This is a genomic window from Shewanella sp., from assembly GCF_051658185.1.
GTDB lineage: Bacteria > Pseudomonadota > Gammaproteobacteria > Enterobacterales > Shewanellaceae > Shewanella.
Window position 1 is genome coordinate 1 of the sequence record NZ_JBOFMC010000015.1, and the last position, 15,635, is coordinate 15,635.

The window sequence follows — 15,635 nt, forward strand, 5'->3', positions numbered from 1 at the left end:
TGCTAGGGCGTAAGTCATGAGAGATGGCGTAAAGTACGACTCACTCATTCGCACATCATTACGCGCAATAGCGACGGGGCAGGTAGAAGGGCGACAACGCCCAGCCCAAGCCAACACACTCGCTTAACACAGGATACTAGGATAACAGGATGGATATTCGCACGCTCAAGTTGTACCTACATCTCTGCGACAGTTTACACTTTGCTAAAACCGCCGAGCAGATGCACGTTAGCCCATCAACCTTAAGTCGGGCGCTACAACGCTTAGAGGAGGAGGTCGATGCCCAATTACTGGAGCGAGATAATCGCAGGGTAACCTTAACCTATGCCGGGCGCGAGTTTAAAGTCTTTGCCGAACAAACCTTACATCAGTGGAACGGCTTAAGACACAGCATCGCTCTCAAACAGGAAGTGCTGCGCGGTAAACTGAATCTGTACTGCTCGGTCACCGCCGCCTACAGCCATTTACCCCAATTATTAGATCGCTTTCGCCAAGAACATCCCTTCGTCGAAATCGCCCTCACCACGGGGGATGCGGCCAACGCACTTGTTGAAGTGCAGCAACATCGCGCCGATATTGCCATCGCCGCCCTACCCGAACCGTTTCCGAACAATTTACACTTTGCCAAAATCGAGGATGTCCCCCTATCGCTTATCGCCCCCACCATTCGCTGCGCCGTGCAGCAACAAGTGAGCCAAACCTCAATCGATTGGGCAAGTGTGCCTTTTATTATTCCAGACCATGGCCCGGGTCGACACCGCGCCGATAATTGGTTTAAACAGCTAGGCATTACCCCCAATATTTACGCCCAAGTCTCAGGGCAAGAGGCCATAGCCTCCATGGTGGCACTCGGCTGCGGCGTGAGCATCAGCCCCGAGGTGGTGATCCATAACAGCCCAGTGCGGGATCGCATCCAACTATTGCCATCACCGATGACCATTGCGCCCTTTGAACTCGGCTGCTGCTGCAAACTAAAACGCCTTGCCGATCCTATAGTCAACGCCTTTTTAGAGGTCATCTAACGGCCGCATTTGCGCCGACGTTGGCGCTTAATGCGTGATGCTAGGCATCCGCAGAGGCGGCTTTTTCACTCGCCTCAATACGAGTCACTAAGAGCTGATCGACCTTGTAGGCATCAATATCCACGACCTCAAACTTGTAACCAGCATAGTTAACAAAGTCAGTACGCTTAGGGATTTTGCGCAGCATATACATCATAAAGCCGGCAATCGTTTCGTAGTTTTGATTGTGCGGAAATTCTTCAATATTAAAGGCGCGCATCACATCGGTGATCGGCGTAACGCCATCCACCAACCAAGAGTTATTATCGCGAGAAACAATCTGCTCCTCACTCTCGTGCAGCGACCATGCGCCCATCACCGCCCGCTGCAAATCATTGGTGGTCACTATGCCTAAGACAAGAGCGTATTCGTTCATCACCACAGCAAAATCGGCGCGGCTATTTTTAAAATACTCCATCGCTTCAGAGAGGCTTAATGTGTCGGGAATGATTAAAGATGTGTGGACTAAGCTGCTATCTTTTAAGGTGATTTTCTCACCATTGATCACCCGAATCAGCAGCTCTTTGGCATCGACAAACCCCTTCACCATATCGAGCTGACCATCACAAACTAAAAACTTAGTGTGAGGATCTTCGGCAATCTTACGCTTGATGTCTTCCTCACTGTCCTGCAGTAAAAAGTACACTAAACTTTCGCGGGCGGTCATGGCTGATGTGACTGAAACAGTTTGCATTTCAAACACATTCTCCATCATTTGCTGCTCGCCTTTATCCAACACCCCGGCTTCAGCCCCGGCATCCATCACCGCATAAATATCATCGGAGGTCACTTCATCATTACGCGCCGTCGGAATTTGAAATAACCTAAAAATGGCGCTCGCCATCCCGTTAAAAAACCATACCAAAGGGCGTAATAACGCAATACACACGCTCATCGGGCCAACAACAGCCAAAGCAACCGCTTCGGGCATCGCCATCGCAATGCGCTTAGGCATTAGATCCGCGATCAAAATAAATGCACTGGTGACCAGCAAAAATGACAACACAAAGCTAACCTGCCCCAACCAAGGTTCGGCTAACCAAGAACTTAGAAATTGCTGAAAATAAGGACGAAACGCCGACTCACCGACAATACCGCCCATGATCGCAACGGCATTTAGGCCAATTTGCACCACGGTAAAAAAACTCCCCGGGTGCGCCTGCAACTCCAACACCTTTTCAGCGCGCGCATCACCCTCATCGGCCAGCTGACGTAACCGCATTTTTCGCGATGCTGCCAGAGCAATTTCTGACATCGAAAAAAAACAACTTGTGCCAATTAAGCACAATATAATCATCACGTTATCAAAGAGACTCATGTAACACCTTTTGTTTAACACCGGACTATCTAGGACCAACACGCGCCGAGACGCGTATCAGTTAAATTTACGCTATGGAACCACTCTGTCATTACACAGATCCGGCCCCTGATCTTGCCAATCCTCTGAGATTGGCCCTTACCCTGCTTATCTTTACAACCGATACACAACCGATACCGCCGCGATCGCAACGCGTAAACCACCTCAATAACCCCAGCACCAACCAGCTCAATAACATCGCACCAGTATAGAACATCTCAATGGCCACTGAGTGCTTAAGGTACTGAATAGTAGGTATTAGCCGCCATCCAACAACCTTAAGCAAACGCAAGAGGTCCGAATGGGCCATCAGGTCAAGTGGGCTGATTTAACGGCTTAAGGTCGATAGAGACCTCAGGTTAAGGGCGATAAAACGCTTTAGTTTGAACGCCGAACACTACAGGCTAAAAGGGCAAGTAACTATGTGTATAATTTTGATTTTAATATAAATTACTATCTAAAACCCTGCATCAATACCACGGACAAAGCAGCATTTAGGCATCAATTGGCTAGCAATTATATCCCATCTGCCCATTGTTATGCTGCCAAGGTGAATTATTTTTATCCGCACCATGGCCTTAGCTTAGCCATCATACAGTTACGCGAACGCGCCATACCTATGAGCGTAACCGATAGGGGCAAAAATGAGGCCGCGGCCCAATCTGCGGATGATTACGACAGGTTTCAGGGCGCAGAGGGTAAATCGTACAACGGCGAGTGTGACCATCAAGGTATAAACAATCATCATTGGCCATGCGCGCCAAGGTAAAAATGCTGGTTTTATGATTAAATTGCGCAACAATACGGGCTTTTTGCAAACGCTTAGCGATAGCCTTGAGATCGCCACTGGCTTCGAACTCATCAACCAACCCCATACGCACTAAATCACTGACGCTCACCTCAACCGGCAAGGTGCAGCAGGTCCCGTAACAGGTATCACACAAGCCTTTGCGGTACTTTTGCCACGTGGATAAATCATCAATATTAAAAACCGTCACGGTATTTTTACTGCGTTTTGCCACCCTAAAACCCAACATTTGAATATTAAAGGGCTGAAATTATAGCAGGCATAAAACAGAAGCAAAGCAGTATACCTTTTATAAACACCTTTAATAACAAGAAATAATATAAAATTGATTATGCTGACAAGACAACAGTGATCAACGGCCTATGCTCCACCAGTTTTGAATCCGTGATTAGAGTCAATCTATTATCCTAAACCCCATGTATAATAGCCGCATTTATAAGCACTTATAATAGAGAAAAGCGTGATCATTAAGGCAAAACAAGACTTAACCGAGAAGTTGACCTATTTTGGCGCGACCGAACATGAATTATCCATTTTATTAAATGCTATTCAGATCAAAAAACTGAATGAGGGTGATGTGTTTTGTGCCACAGGAAGCTCAAAGGGTATTTGTTATCTTGCCAGCGGCACAATGATCACTCGCCATAATTTTGGTGAAGGACTTGAAATAATTTCATCAAACAAAACGAATAATACTTTTGTCTTTACCTCTTTCCCTGATTTTATCAATGCCAGTCGTTGCGACTACATCTGTCTAGAAGATGCATCGATCATCTACTGGAATCCCTCGCTATTGAAACAAGTGCTCGATAGTAACTGGCAACTTAAACAAGCTCTGCTCCATGTTTTTATGCAAGAACTGCTGTTTATGACTGAACTCGGTTATTTACGCCCATTACTGAGCAAAAGAGACTATATTATCATCACGATGATTTTAATGTTCTCCGTGGATGTCAAAAATAAAGAACCAAGCTATTCTGTTGGTCAACAAATTATGTGTAATCACGTTGGGGTGACTCGGCAGTTCTACAGTAGCTTTATTCATGATTTAGAACATAAAGGCATCATAAAAACGGAGTATAAGAAAATTACTCTTTTAAACATTGCAGCCTTAAAAGCAGAGTTATCAATTGATATCTCGTCATACTTTACTGAAAAACTCAAAGGTTTCTAATTACTCACTCAAAAAAATTTATACCGCTGACAGGTATAAAAAACGGCCAAGCAACGTTGTTGCTTGGCCGTTTTTTGGGTTACTTTTTATTAGTTACTTTTGCTCTTCGGTCACTTTATAAAATTCAAATCCGGCATTGCTGCCCAAATTCGAATAGGTTGATGTGCCAAAATACAGCTCACCATCGATAATAGAGGCATTACGAATACCATTATTACCGCTGTTACCAAAACCATTATATGTGATCACTTTGGCAGGATTGTCTAAATCTTCAAACACGATAAGATCGGCTCCAGATTTATTCGCCGCCCCAGGCTGCTTCATTGCCCATTCATAGATATAAAACATCGGATTATTAACCGCAACATCAAACCAAGACTTGCCTGAAACAATCATATCTACACCAATACAGGTATTAGGCGCCATACAGAATGCATCGGGCTGCTTAGTTTCTAATCCTTGCATACGTTCATCGGCTTGTGGAGTTTGTACGCCCCGGACGAGATCATAATAATCGCGGATCCCACTGCCTAAATCAAAACTACCAAAATACACTTTGTCATTGTGAGTCACAGCCGTCCAAGCATAGACGTTTAACGGCTCGCCCCAACCTGCTGGGCCAAATTTAGGGCTTAAACCCAGTTTATTTGGCTTTTCGGCCCACACATTACCATCAAAGGTCCACATTTTGTCATAGCCATAAAGCAACTCAGGCTTAAACTGCTCAGGAGTCAAAAACTTATCCATCTTCATTCTAAACAAAGAGGAGGCTCTCCATGAATTAATCGATAATTCTTTCTCTGTTTTAGAGAATTCACCATCGCCAACGGCGGGGAAGGCATCAGGGAAGGCTTGCTTGACCTTATCATAACCACCGGAGTGACCCACGTGCATAGTGCCGAAATAGAGATAACCATTATGCATAGTCATTGCGCCCATTTCGTAACCTTTAGCAATGTTTGCATCCACTTCATAGTCATCAGTTGAGAAAATCATCTCAAAGTTAATGGGGTCTGCCTTACTAAAACCATTCTGTGGCATAGGGTTAGATGCCAACATTCTGCCACCTTGATAACCTTCAGCCTTACCCAATTTAGGGTGAGCCCAGGTTGTAACCACTAATCGTGAACTGCCTTTTTCATCGGGTGTTTGCACAAATTCACCCGGTAAGCCTTCATAGTTAAAATCTGCTGTTGTAACTACTTCAAAACCATGTAGATCGCCACCGGTTAATGGCGCTTCTTTGGTCCCCACCCAGCGTAATCCCACGGTGCCAGCTGTCCCAGCTTGACCTAATGAAGTATCTGGTCCCATAAAGGTATACAGGGCCTGACTACCATCAGGGTGTTTAAGGATGGTCATACGACGAACTGAATCATAAGGGAAATCCGCCTTACCTAAATAGGTACGCGTTTCTGCGTTAAAGGCAAATAACCGTAAAAAGCCTTCAGCAGCATCACTTTCGGCATCTTGACTTAAATTGGCATGTCCCACAAAAAACACGATGCCATCAAATTGACCTGCAGAGCGGAAACCGTAGGTTTTAGTTTCCTCACCCACATATTGACCATCTTTTATGGCCGTTGGGCCTGTTGCAATATCGTGAGCGTAATTTTGGCCTGCAGCATTATTAAATTTGCTTGGATCAATGACCTCTGTTTTTCCTTTAGCCACATCATAAATATATAACTGCCCAGGGCGGCTAATATCAACTAAGTTACAGGCTTGAATCTCTGAATCAAATGCCGTGCTATAGATAGGCAGCTTAAGATGCTTCATCATCCAGCCGCACCAGCCGTTATTTAGACTGCCAAACCACACTTCATTACCATATTCTGCGACTCCCCATGCGTAAGCGGCATTACGACGAGCCTTTGCAGGCAACAGATCATTTTCAGCATCTTCATCGGTTAATCCTTGATAGGGCGCAAATTCATTCTTCACATGCGCTCGACCATAATAAATCTCATCTACCGGAGCGATGGCGGTTCTTGCATATTTATAATTAGTTTCCAGCGGTGGAGTTGGCTTTTTATCATCATTATTAGAACATGCGATTAACGTCGTACCAATTACGGCTAATCCAACTAAGTTGGCAATTTTAGATACTTTCATCAAATCCATCCTATTTAAGGTTGTGAGTTGGTATTTTTTATAAAACTGATTCTTTAATTACATCTTCATTTAGCAGCTATTGATATAGCCACTAATTTGATACGTGACTTATGCTAACAATCATATTGTGCAAACAATAAAAGTCACATCACAGTTAAGTTTTATTAACAATGCGAAGCGGATTAAATAATTCTACTCTATATACGTTGATAAAAATTTTGTGTTGAACACATTATAAAAGTTTTACTGAGTTAATATGGATAGCGGGCTTTAGCGCTATCCATTTTTTTTACAATTATTACACTTCTGTGATGTTAATAATGTCACCACGCTGCCCTGATTTAGCATGCACCTTTAACACTAAATTGGGGTGAGTAATAGAAGATGATGGCAAACCTGATATATCGCTATCATTGCCATACTGCTGCTTTAACTCATCAATTAATGCAAAATCTAAGGCGCGCTGCGGGCAGGACATCACACAACTTGGTTTGAGGCCCTTAGCAACACGGTCGCTGCAACCATCACACTTAGTCATCACTTTACGCTGTGGATCGATCTGCGGCGCATCATAAGGACAGGCGCGAGCACAGCTTTCGCACCCAATACACAAATCTTGATTCACTTTCACTAAGCCGGTGCTGCGCTCTTTATACATCGCTCCCGTAGGACAAGCTTTAACACACACCGGATTGCTACAATGGTTACAACTTATTGAAATATAATAGGCAAAAACATCCTGATGATAAGTGCCTTGCTCTCCTTCCGTCCAACTGCCACCGCAATATTCATAAGTGCGGCGCCATTGTTTACCGACCTCGATATCACTGCGATCCTTACAGGCCACTTGACACGTTTTGCAACCACTGCACTTAGTGGTATCGACATAAAAACCGTATTGGGTTGGTTCTTGCATGATCAATATCTCTCTCAATTAAGCCTGAACAATTCTGATACGCGCAGTATTGGCGGGGATCCCACGCGCTGTCGGGCTAGCTTTGCGGCTAACGAGCACGTTGACACTGCCACCATGATCGACCCCATTCGCATCCGGTTGATGCCATGCCCCATGCCCCATGGCAATCACGCCGGGCATGACTCGCGTAGTGACTTTGGCGGTGATCACCATTTTTGCATCGCGAGGATTGGTCAAGGTCATTTTTTTGCCGTTAACGACACCATAGCGCTGCGCATCAAGTGGATTAATCCACGCCACTTGATCATTGGCTTCTTTTAACCAAGGATAATTAGCATGAGTTGAATGCACCCGCCCCTTATGATGCCAACTTATCAACTGGAACGGATATTCTGCGGCAAACTCATTATCCTCAGCACCTTCAGTTGCCGGAATATATTTCCCAATAAAGCTGGTCTCTGTTTCTTCAAACTTTTCAAATCGGGTGCGATTTAATAATGTTAAAGAATAAGCCTCAATTTTTTTAGAAGGTGTATTCAAGGTTGCGCCACCATATTTAAATTCACGCAACCCTTTAAATAATGGATTTTCAGAGGCAATACGACGCACAGGACTGCGGCCTAATACCGACTCATAGGTATCTTCTGGATTATATAAATTAGGCACTTTTTTAGCGTAATGCTCAAAACTCCATTTAACCCATTCATCTTGCGTTTTTAAGCGAGCATAAGAGTGCTCAACACCCATTCGTGCCGCTAATAATCGACAAATCTCCCAAGTACTTTTGGCTTCATACATAGGTTCAATAGCACGTTCAAACACATAGGAATACACCATCATTCCTGAATCATGATCTAACTTATTCGTCACAATATCGGAATTTTCTAAGTTAGTAATACAAGGTAAAATGATATCCGCCATTTTTGCACTCGGAGAAAACATATGATCTATCGCTAAAATGAACAGATCCTGAGCTTCAGGCGCATTATTAAGAATATCTAAAGTATGATTAATATCTGCAGTTTGATTTAATGTCGTACCACAGGCATTACCAAAAATAAACTTAATCGGATTTTTCAACTCGAGAATATTATCGTGATCCTTTGCCTGCTCTTCTCCGAGCATGTGTCGCAAACCATCATCCCGTGAATTAAGTGGACGCTGAACCCCTTCTAACCATTTATAGCCAGGAATGGTAAATTCGGTACCATTAATGACAGCTGACCCCACACTATTACCGACACTGTCTGCTTCCATCCCTGCAACAATCGGCTTGGCGTAAGTTTTTGCGCCAGGTACAGAGCAGAAATTGGTGCCTTTATCGCCAACCTTACCCAGCAAAATGGGTAACATAAATAATGAACGGGCCGCATTTTCACCATTTTGAGCACGCTGAATACCCCAGCCTTGAATAAAGAACGGTGTTTTTGCCGCCGCAATTTCACTGGCTAGCGCTCGAATGGTATCGACAGGAATACCCGTAATTGCTGCTGCCCATTCGGGTGTTTTAGCTTGGCCATCATCTAGCCCTAAAATATGCCCCTTATAACTTTTTGCTAATGGCAACTCAGGATAATGATCGAAAGCCGCTTCTGCGCCATAGCCATAAACTTTACTTTGCAAAAATGCCATATCCAGCGGCGCTTCATCCATCTCAGCAATCCATACATAGGCAATTGCTTCAGCAAGCGCAGCATCGGTACCCGGGCGAATAGGAACCCACTGATCATCACAAACCACCATAGTATCGGTATAACGCGGTTCGATATAAATGGTCTTAAATCCAAATTGACGCTTCAGATTGGTGTAATCGTAAGCAGAGCCCGCGCCGCCCATCCGACTTTCCATCGGGTTATAACCAAAACAAATCATCAAATCGGTGCCATTTTTGACATCGAGTAAGGTATTCCCCGTTCCCCACAGATCGTCCCAACCAAAGGTGCTCTTTACCGCATCTTTCATCTGCGCGGCCGAATAACTATCGTGATACATGAGATAGCCAGATGCATCTAACTCCATCGTAAAATCCATCTCTGGAATATAAAGTGGAATTTTCTTCTTGGTTATTTCATGCAAGAACATCATTGCCGCATACATGCCATCGACTTGATAATCATAATCTCCGGTTGCTACGGGTAAATAAATGGATTGTGCACCATAAGTAGCAATCTTAGTGGATAACTCTTGGGCAACGGTATTAATAGCTTCATCCCAACTAATGCGGACATATTGGCCACTGCCTCTTGGTCCAACACGCTTCATTGGATATTTTACACGATCGGCACTATAAGCCTTTTGTTTTTGTGCACGACCTTTTAAACAAGGGCGAATTTCATGATGAGCACCATCGACACTCCAGTTATCCACAAAATTGATATCACCACCACTTTCAGATTCAATTCGTGTAATAATGCCATTGCGACTATAAACTCTTAATGGACAAGTCTGAAAACAGTTACCAATACATGCTGAAAGCTTGGATATTTCTGGCACCTGCTCAGGCGATACCTCTGGCTTTAATACTGGATTTTTATCAGAACCACAACCCACAACGGTAGCCGCTGCCGCACATGAGGCCGACATTTTCAAAAATGCACGTCTTTTCATTATAATCATCCCCTAAATTTAAAAGCTTTTCTTATATAAGAAACTGACTTGATGGGCATTAAAGTTATTATCCATTAATCCCAGGGTGGTTAAACCCAAAATAGCATCAATATCGACATTCGCGGCATCAGTATCAAAGTAACGTTCATAACGATAACTCAATGAGAGGCTATCTGACTTTGATAATTCATAATTTAAACTAATATCAAACTGATGCGTAAAATTAAAATAATCAGCAGACGCTCGCTGTTGAATTCGGCTCTGACTATCTGATTCACTATAGCGATAATCCATATTAATGCTTAACGGCAAATCAAATAACTCTTGATATATGGCACCCGCACCAACATAGACAAAAGAGTCTTGAGTATCTGCTAACCAATTTAGGTCACTTTCAAAACCGCTGCTTTGGTTATTATCAATTTGCTCAACACCTGCATTGGCATAAATTCTGAGCTGATTATTTACCGTTATATTTGAATATACATCCACCCCGATACTGGTGCTTTCAGTCAATCCTAAGCGAGTATGTATATAGTCATTATATTTGTATTGGGTTTTGACACCCAAATCCAAAAACTGATAGGTGTAATTTGCACCGAAGTTAAATGCAATCCCCTCCATATCAGCCAAGTAATACTTCCTGATAATAGCATTGCTACTCTCTGAGGTGAGTTGATTGGCCTCGTAGGCCGAACCATCACGTTGCAGATAACTCAATTTTGCATTTAACTTAAGATTAGGGTTGAATCGATAATCAGCCTTTACCCAAAACTGGTTTTCATCAACCTCTTCACGCTCTTGATCTTGGCGTACAGTATTTTTTAATTCGAAGCCTACTTCAGACTTCAGTTCACGATTAAACTGATACTGAGTACTCAGATTGTATTTATTAATTTCCTTATCCAGCAATCGCGTAACTTGCCCATAGTCACCTAATTGGTAACGCGCGCCTGAATGCTCTCTGGAGCTCGACTCAAAAGCACCTTTAACCTTCCATTGAGTATTGAACCTATGATCAATTGAGAGGTGATTGTTGCTCAGTTCAACTTTACCATTCCAAGCTAAATAATCACTGTCGTTATGATAAAGCAGGTCATCATCTTGCTGCTGAACACCTCTTGCAACATTCATCGCTAATAAAGTGTTATCTAGATGCATAAAACCGCTTACTGCCAATTGATGACTTTCATTATCAGGCGCATCGGCATATAACTGATTTCCATTAAAATCAGTTATAGCATCAATTGAATTACTAAATAAGGAACCGCTGTAATCAAGCTTTAATTGCCATTGATCACCAGACAATCCCACAAAGGCATCTAGGGTATTCGTTTCTGTATCATAGGGTTTAATGATATTCTGAACTTTTTGCTGTAAAGGTGCTTGCCGCTGTAAAAGACCGAGAGCCTTGTTGCCATAGGCATTGTCATACTTATAGGTAATACCATTAAACACATTCAAATCAAACAAATTGAACTCTAGGTCAACTTTAAAACCAAACTCATCCCTTTGTTTGTATAAATCATCACGATAAGCTTTATTTGTGATCAACCCATTCTGATCGATGTATTGAGCCGAATAAGCATTGTTCGCATCTTGTTGGAATTTTGTAGATCCAAAGACACTCGCACGATATAAGCCATATTCACCAATACTGACCTGACCATAGGCTATATTCGGATCTGTCATATAGGCTTTAGCATGCAGTTGCTGACTACCTGCGCGCATTTTGACATTCGCATCAACAAGTGCATCAAGGCCAGCTGTCGTCCCCAAACTATTAAGTGTACGCTTATTGTCACTATCGGTATGGGCAATACCAACTTGCATATTGCCTGACATCGTTTTTTCTGAACATTGTTTACATGTCCAATTTTTAATATCAACTAATTGCGGTTCTTTATTCACAAATGTCGTGTCAAGCGCATATGCCTGAAAGCAAAATCCTGCCATCGCTAAAGCAATTGTCGTTTTACTTAACTTCATTACTCACTCCATTACTTCAGTAACTTATTGCCAGAAGGATGATTTGAACCGTGTATTTGATTGTGGCAATTTAAACAACTACCTGAACTATTAAATACATTCGTGCCGACAATGCCTTGATCCACAGCAGCATGGGGATTACCGTTATGGCATTGCTGACATAACAATGGCGCTCTGGTCTTTAATAAATTGTCATTCACACTTCCGTGAGCATTATGGCAATGGGTGCAATCATCAACGACGGGGGCATGCTCCCAAAGCAGTGGCCCTCTTTTATCCGCATGGCAGGTATAACAGGTTTGGTTAATATTATTTTTTATCAAATCAACATCATTAATTGTGCCATGTGCTCCATGACATGCAGTACATGTCATCTGCCCATTTGTTAGCGGGTGTGATGAACGCATTAATGTCTGATGACTTTCTGCTTGATGGCAATCGGCACACACTTTATTTTGGCTTACTGCGTTTGCCAATATAGGATCCACCTCTGCGTGAATATTATGGCAACTACTGCAAGCTTGTTGCTGATGAGCTGCATTATGCCAATCACTTTGCATCTCATTTTTATGACAAGATAAACAAATACCATTTTGTTTATTAATATCAATATTTCCTTGCTCACCAAAGGTGATCATTGGTTCATTTTTACCACGATGCTTACCCTGTGGCCCGTGACAGGTTTCACACTGTAACCCTGCCATCGGCCCTTTTTGATTGGATACGCCATGGGCTGAATTTAAAAAACTGCTCACCTTTTCATCTTTTTTATGGCAGGTGAGGCAGGTATCTGCACCACTCTTAGAGTATTGCTTCTCTTCAAACTTCTTAATTAATAATGACTCTAGGTTTTCTGCTGCAAAGGTAAGCGATGGCAGGCAAAAAGCGCTAATAAATAATAGCTGTACTAAAAGTATTTTTTTCATATTAAAATACAATCCCAATATTGATTTTTTTACCAAACATAGCAACAAACAACCCCGTTTACATGGGTTATTTTGAAAGCATATTTTTGACTGAGGATGATACGTTTTTATTAATCTGTGCAAATACATCCGACGCAACTAACAATGCTTGATACAGGTTAGTTGTTTGACCGGTTACAGCTCCTTGCTTATTAATTTCTAACCAAACATTGATCATTGAAATAATCAACTGCTGTGCTTGTTCAATCTTTGCGGTTATCAACACAGTATTTACAACATCATTAGCAACAAACAGTAAACACTGGGTAAAACTTTCATCATCCAGGGGCATATCTGGCGATTGAATTAATTCATCCAATCTAGCGCTATCCATTTCATTAAATACCGACATGGAAATGAGACTGCTAATACTCGCTATCGTCGTCGCCCCTTTAAAAAGATCAACAATCTCCGGATGGGCACATATGCTAATTGATAATCGATTAGAGAGTATTGACTTAGCATATTGAACATTCACTGTGGACAATAAACTCATCAAATTGACCCAATGTTATTTTAGATTGTTTGCCATCATGATGCGTTCTATCACCATGGTTAAATTATCAAGATAGACTTTGGAAAGTCCGGCAATGGCCTGATAAAAATCAGTGCTGGCAGCAGCCAGTAAATTATTCAAAAATTGATCAGACCAAGGCAATAAATGCTCTTTTAGTAAAATGTCGATATGACGCACATTTTGCAGGTAATTCATATCATCATGTAAATTATTTACCATATACCCTAGTGTTTGCATAAAGAATGCAAAATGATCAATAGGCTCATTTGCTCGGCACTCAAGTTTAATCCCAACACTGTCATAAAACTTGGATAACTCTAATGTACTTTTATCATTTAGCAGCCTTGTGCTGGACAGATAAAATGATCCCCACGGCACCGCTTTAAGGCTGTTAGGGCCAATAAATAACTGACCAAAGTCTAATTGTAACTCCGTCAATTCGGCATCGGTTGCTTGCCAAGCATTTAGATAACTATCTAATTTTGAGATAGATGTTTCTTCGAGAGTACTGTTATCAAAGCGTGGCCATGCTTGAGCAAATTCATCCGTTTTAAGCTGATTAATAAGCTCGATATCATTAGGATAATTATAAATTAATGACCCAAGCATTGACCCTGTACCTGCAAAGAGCTCATAGTCAAATGTGGTTTCTTTCATCATGATTACCCTACGGTTACTTTTAAATAAATTATGAATATCGCCAATTTAATCACAGGGCGATAACATCTCAGCACGCTACAAACCCAAATTAACCCATGCCCTGAATACAGTTTGTAATCCTATTTACATTTCATGAGATAAAGTCCGGTTTTGTGACCATTGTCAGGTAATCATTAATGCGGAATTTATATTCAGCTAATATTGCATGTCCTTAATTTAAAATACTTATTTAAATTAATATAAGCGTTACCTTTCTTAGCAAGTTGGAATATTGTAATTTGTTTTATCCTCGTTAATCATGGGCACTCTTCATCTCGCGATTGTTAGCCTTTGTAACATTAAAACCTTATGGGAATCTCAAATAAGTGATGACCCCAAAAAATATCTGCAGCAATGCATGAATACGCGAGCCGCTGTCGTTACTTGGGGTTAAGCGGCTGGCGCAAGTCTTAGGTGCATCAGCCCAAGATTGCCTTACGTTTATTCTCTGTTAGTATATGTATAAATTCACAGTGATTGAGTGCTAACGACTTGCAGCAATTGGATCTTGTTCCGATCACCGATCTTAAGGGCGTTGCCAAAAAGGTCGCGGAAAAACTCGCCAAACTCGGCATCACAACAGTACAAGATCTGCTGTTTCACTTACCCCTGCGCTACGAAGACCGCACGCAAATCTACCCCATCGCCGCACTTACGCCCGGAAATTACGGCACCATTGAGGCGCAAATCCAGTCGACTCAAATCCTTCAAGGCCGTAAACGCATGCTAGTCTGCAATGTGCGTGACCATACGGGCAGCATGAGTCTGCGCTTTTTTAACTTTTCGATGGCGCAGCGCAATGCGATGCAAAACGGCTTAATGATCCGCGCCTATGGCGAAATTCGCCGCGGCAATCATCAAGCGGAAATCGTGCATCCCGAATATAAAATCGTCTATCCGGGTGAGGATATTCACCTAAGCGATACACTCACGCCGATTTATCCCACCACCGAGGGCTTAAAACAGGCGAGTTGGATTAAGCTCACCGAGCAGGCGCTCGAATTATTAGAAGATGGCGGCTTGGCCGAGCTATTGCCCACCCATTTGCAGCCAAACAATATGAGCCTAAAACAGGCGCTGCAAACCCTGCATCGCCCCCATGCGGGGATTGCACAATTTGATTTAGCACAGGGTCAACATCCCGCCCAACAACGACTGGTCCAAGAAGAATTGCTCGCCCACAACCTGAGCATGCTGCGCCTTAGACAACGCAGTAATGTAGACGCCGCCGTGACCATGCATGCCACCGGGCAATTACTAAACCCTTTTCTCGCCTCGCTCCCCTTTAACCCCACGGGCGCGCAGCAACGGGTTGTTGCCGAGATAGGTAAAGATTTAGCGCAACCGCACCCCATGATGCGCTTAGTGCAGGGCGATGTTGGCTCTGGTAAAACCTTAGTCGCTGCCCTCGCCGCCCTGCAAGCGAT

At 42.8% G+C, this 15,635-nt stretch carries 12 protein-coding genes; 3 read left to right on the forward strand and 9 right to left on the reverse strand.

All coding sequences use genetic code 11. The features are described 5' to 3' along the window. Positions 1 to 149 precede the first annotated feature (149 nt). A complete protein-coding gene (ilvY, locus tag ACRCZA_RS00705; RefSeq protein WP_438672571.1) occupies positions 150 to 1,022 on the forward strand; it encodes an HTH-type transcriptional activator IlvY in 873 nt (290 codons plus the stop codon). A gap of 40 nt (positions 1,023 to 1,062) precedes the next feature. On the opposite strand, the gene ACRCZA_RS00710 is transcribed toward ilvY, so the two are convergent. Further along, a complete protein-coding gene (locus ACRCZA_RS00710) occupies positions 1,063 to 2,379 on the reverse strand; it encodes a hemolysin family protein (RefSeq protein ID WP_438672572.1) in 1,317 nt (438 codons plus the stop codon). 656 nt (positions 2,380 to 3,035) lie between these two features. Continuing rightward, the gene (locus ACRCZA_RS00715; RefSeq protein WP_438672573.1) at positions 3,036 to 3,440 is read right to left on the reverse strand and encodes a YkgJ family cysteine cluster protein; all 405 of its coding nucleotides are present in this window, start codon (positions 3,438 to 3,440) and stop codon (positions 3,036 to 3,038) included. Between the two features lie 246 nt (positions 3,441 to 3,686). On the opposite strand from ACRCZA_RS00715, the gene ACRCZA_RS00720 reads away from it, so the two are divergent. Then, a complete protein-coding gene (locus ACRCZA_RS00720; protein WP_438672574.1) occupies positions 3,687 to 4,400 on the forward strand; it encodes a Crp/Fnr family transcriptional regulator in 714 nt (237 codons plus the stop codon). A 93-nt stretch (positions 4,401 to 4,493) separates the two neighbouring features. On the opposite strand, the gene ACRCZA_RS00725 is transcribed toward ACRCZA_RS00720, so the two are convergent. The 7 genes from ACRCZA_RS00725 to ACRCZA_RS00755 all read right to left on the reverse strand — a co-directional run bounded on the left by ACRCZA_RS00725 (position 4,494) and on the right by ACRCZA_RS00755 (position 14,169). Beyond that, positions 4,494 to 6,515, reverse strand: a complete 2,022-nt coding sequence (locus tag ACRCZA_RS00725) for a hypothetical protein (protein WP_438672575.1) — start codon at positions 6,513 to 6,515, stop codon at positions 4,494 to 4,496. Positions 6,516 to 6,813: 298 nt separating this feature from the next. Next, complete coding sequence (locus ACRCZA_RS00730; RefSeq protein ID WP_144345499.1) at positions 6,814 to 7,431, reverse strand: DMSO/selenate family reductase complex B subunit; 618 nt, start codon at positions 7,429 to 7,431, stop codon at positions 6,814 to 6,816. 18 nt (positions 7,432 to 7,449) lie between these two features. Further along, entirely contained in the window at positions 7,450 to 10,038 is a 2,589-nt protein-coding gene (locus ACRCZA_RS00735; protein WP_438672576.1) for a molybdopterin-dependent oxidoreductase, read from the reverse strand. Positions 10,039 to 10,056: 18 nt separating this feature from the next. Further along, the gene (locus ACRCZA_RS00740) at positions 10,057 to 12,027 is read right to left on the reverse strand and encodes an MtrB/PioB family decaheme-associated outer membrane protein (protein ID WP_438672577.1); all 1,971 of its coding nucleotides are present in this window, start codon (positions 12,025 to 12,027) and stop codon (positions 10,057 to 10,059) included. Between the two features lie 11 nt (positions 12,028 to 12,038). Continuing rightward, positions 12,039 to 12,953 carry a DmsE family decaheme c-type cytochrome gene (locus tag ACRCZA_RS00745; RefSeq protein ID WP_438672578.1) on the reverse strand — a complete coding sequence of 305 codons (915 nt, stop codon included), beginning with the start codon at positions 12,951 to 12,953 and terminating at the stop codon, positions 12,039 to 12,041. A 67-nt stretch (positions 12,954 to 13,020) separates the two neighbouring features. Then, positions 13,021 to 13,488: a hypothetical protein gene (locus ACRCZA_RS00750; protein WP_438672579.1), complete on the reverse strand. Its 468-nt coding sequence runs from the start codon at positions 13,486 to 13,488 to the stop codon at positions 13,021 to 13,023. A 15-nt stretch (positions 13,489 to 13,503) separates the two neighbouring features. Then, on the reverse strand, positions 13,504 to 14,169 hold the full coding sequence (locus ACRCZA_RS00755) for a TorD/DmsD family molecular chaperone (protein WP_438672580.1): 666 nt from the start codon (positions 14,167 to 14,169) through the stop codon (positions 13,504 to 13,506). Positions 14,170 to 14,685: 516 nt separating this feature from the next. On the opposite strand from ACRCZA_RS00755, the gene ACRCZA_RS00760 reads away from it, so the two are divergent. Continuing rightward, positions 14,686 to 15,635, forward strand: a 950-nt coding sequence (locus tag ACRCZA_RS00760) for an OB-fold nucleic acid binding domain-containing protein (protein ID WP_438672581.1), incomplete at its 3' end; no start/stop codon positions are given.

What these genes read in the sequence shown, in the direction of transcription:
- ilvY (WP_438672571.1), top strand. Translation starts at nt 150, where the DNA reads ATGGATATTCGCACGCTCAAGTTGTACCTACATCTCTGCGACAGTTTA.
- ACRCZA_RS00710 (WP_438672572.1), bottom strand. Translation starts at nt 2,379, where the DNA reads ATGAGTCTCTTTGATAACGTGATGATTATATTGTGCTTAATTGGCACA.
- ACRCZA_RS00725 (WP_438672575.1), bottom strand. Translation starts at nt 6,515, where the DNA reads ATGAAAGTATCTAAAATTGCCAACTTAGTTGGATTAGCCGTAATTGGT.
- ACRCZA_RS00730 (WP_144345499.1), bottom strand. Translation starts at nt 7,431, where the DNA reads ATGCAAGAACCAACCCAATACGGTTTTTATGTCGATACCACTAAGTGC.
- ACRCZA_RS00735 (WP_438672576.1), bottom strand. Translation starts at nt 10,038, where the DNA reads ATGAAAAGACGTGCATTTTTGAAAATGTCGGCCTCATGTGCGGCAGCG.
- ACRCZA_RS00740 (WP_438672577.1), bottom strand. Translation starts at nt 12,027, where the DNA reads ATGAAGTTAAGTAAAACGACAATTGCTTTAGCGATGGCAGGATTTTGC.
- ACRCZA_RS00745 (WP_438672578.1), bottom strand. Translation starts at nt 12,953, where the DNA reads ATGAAAAAAATACTTTTAGTACAGCTATTATTTATTAGCGCTTTTTGC.
- ACRCZA_RS00750 (WP_438672579.1), bottom strand. Translation starts at nt 13,488, where the DNA reads ATGAGTTTATTGTCCACAGTGAATGTTCAATATGCTAAGTCAATACTC.
- ACRCZA_RS00755 (WP_438672580.1), bottom strand. Translation starts at nt 14,169, where the DNA reads ATGATGAAAGAAACCACATTTGACTATGAGCTCTTTGCAGGTACAGGG.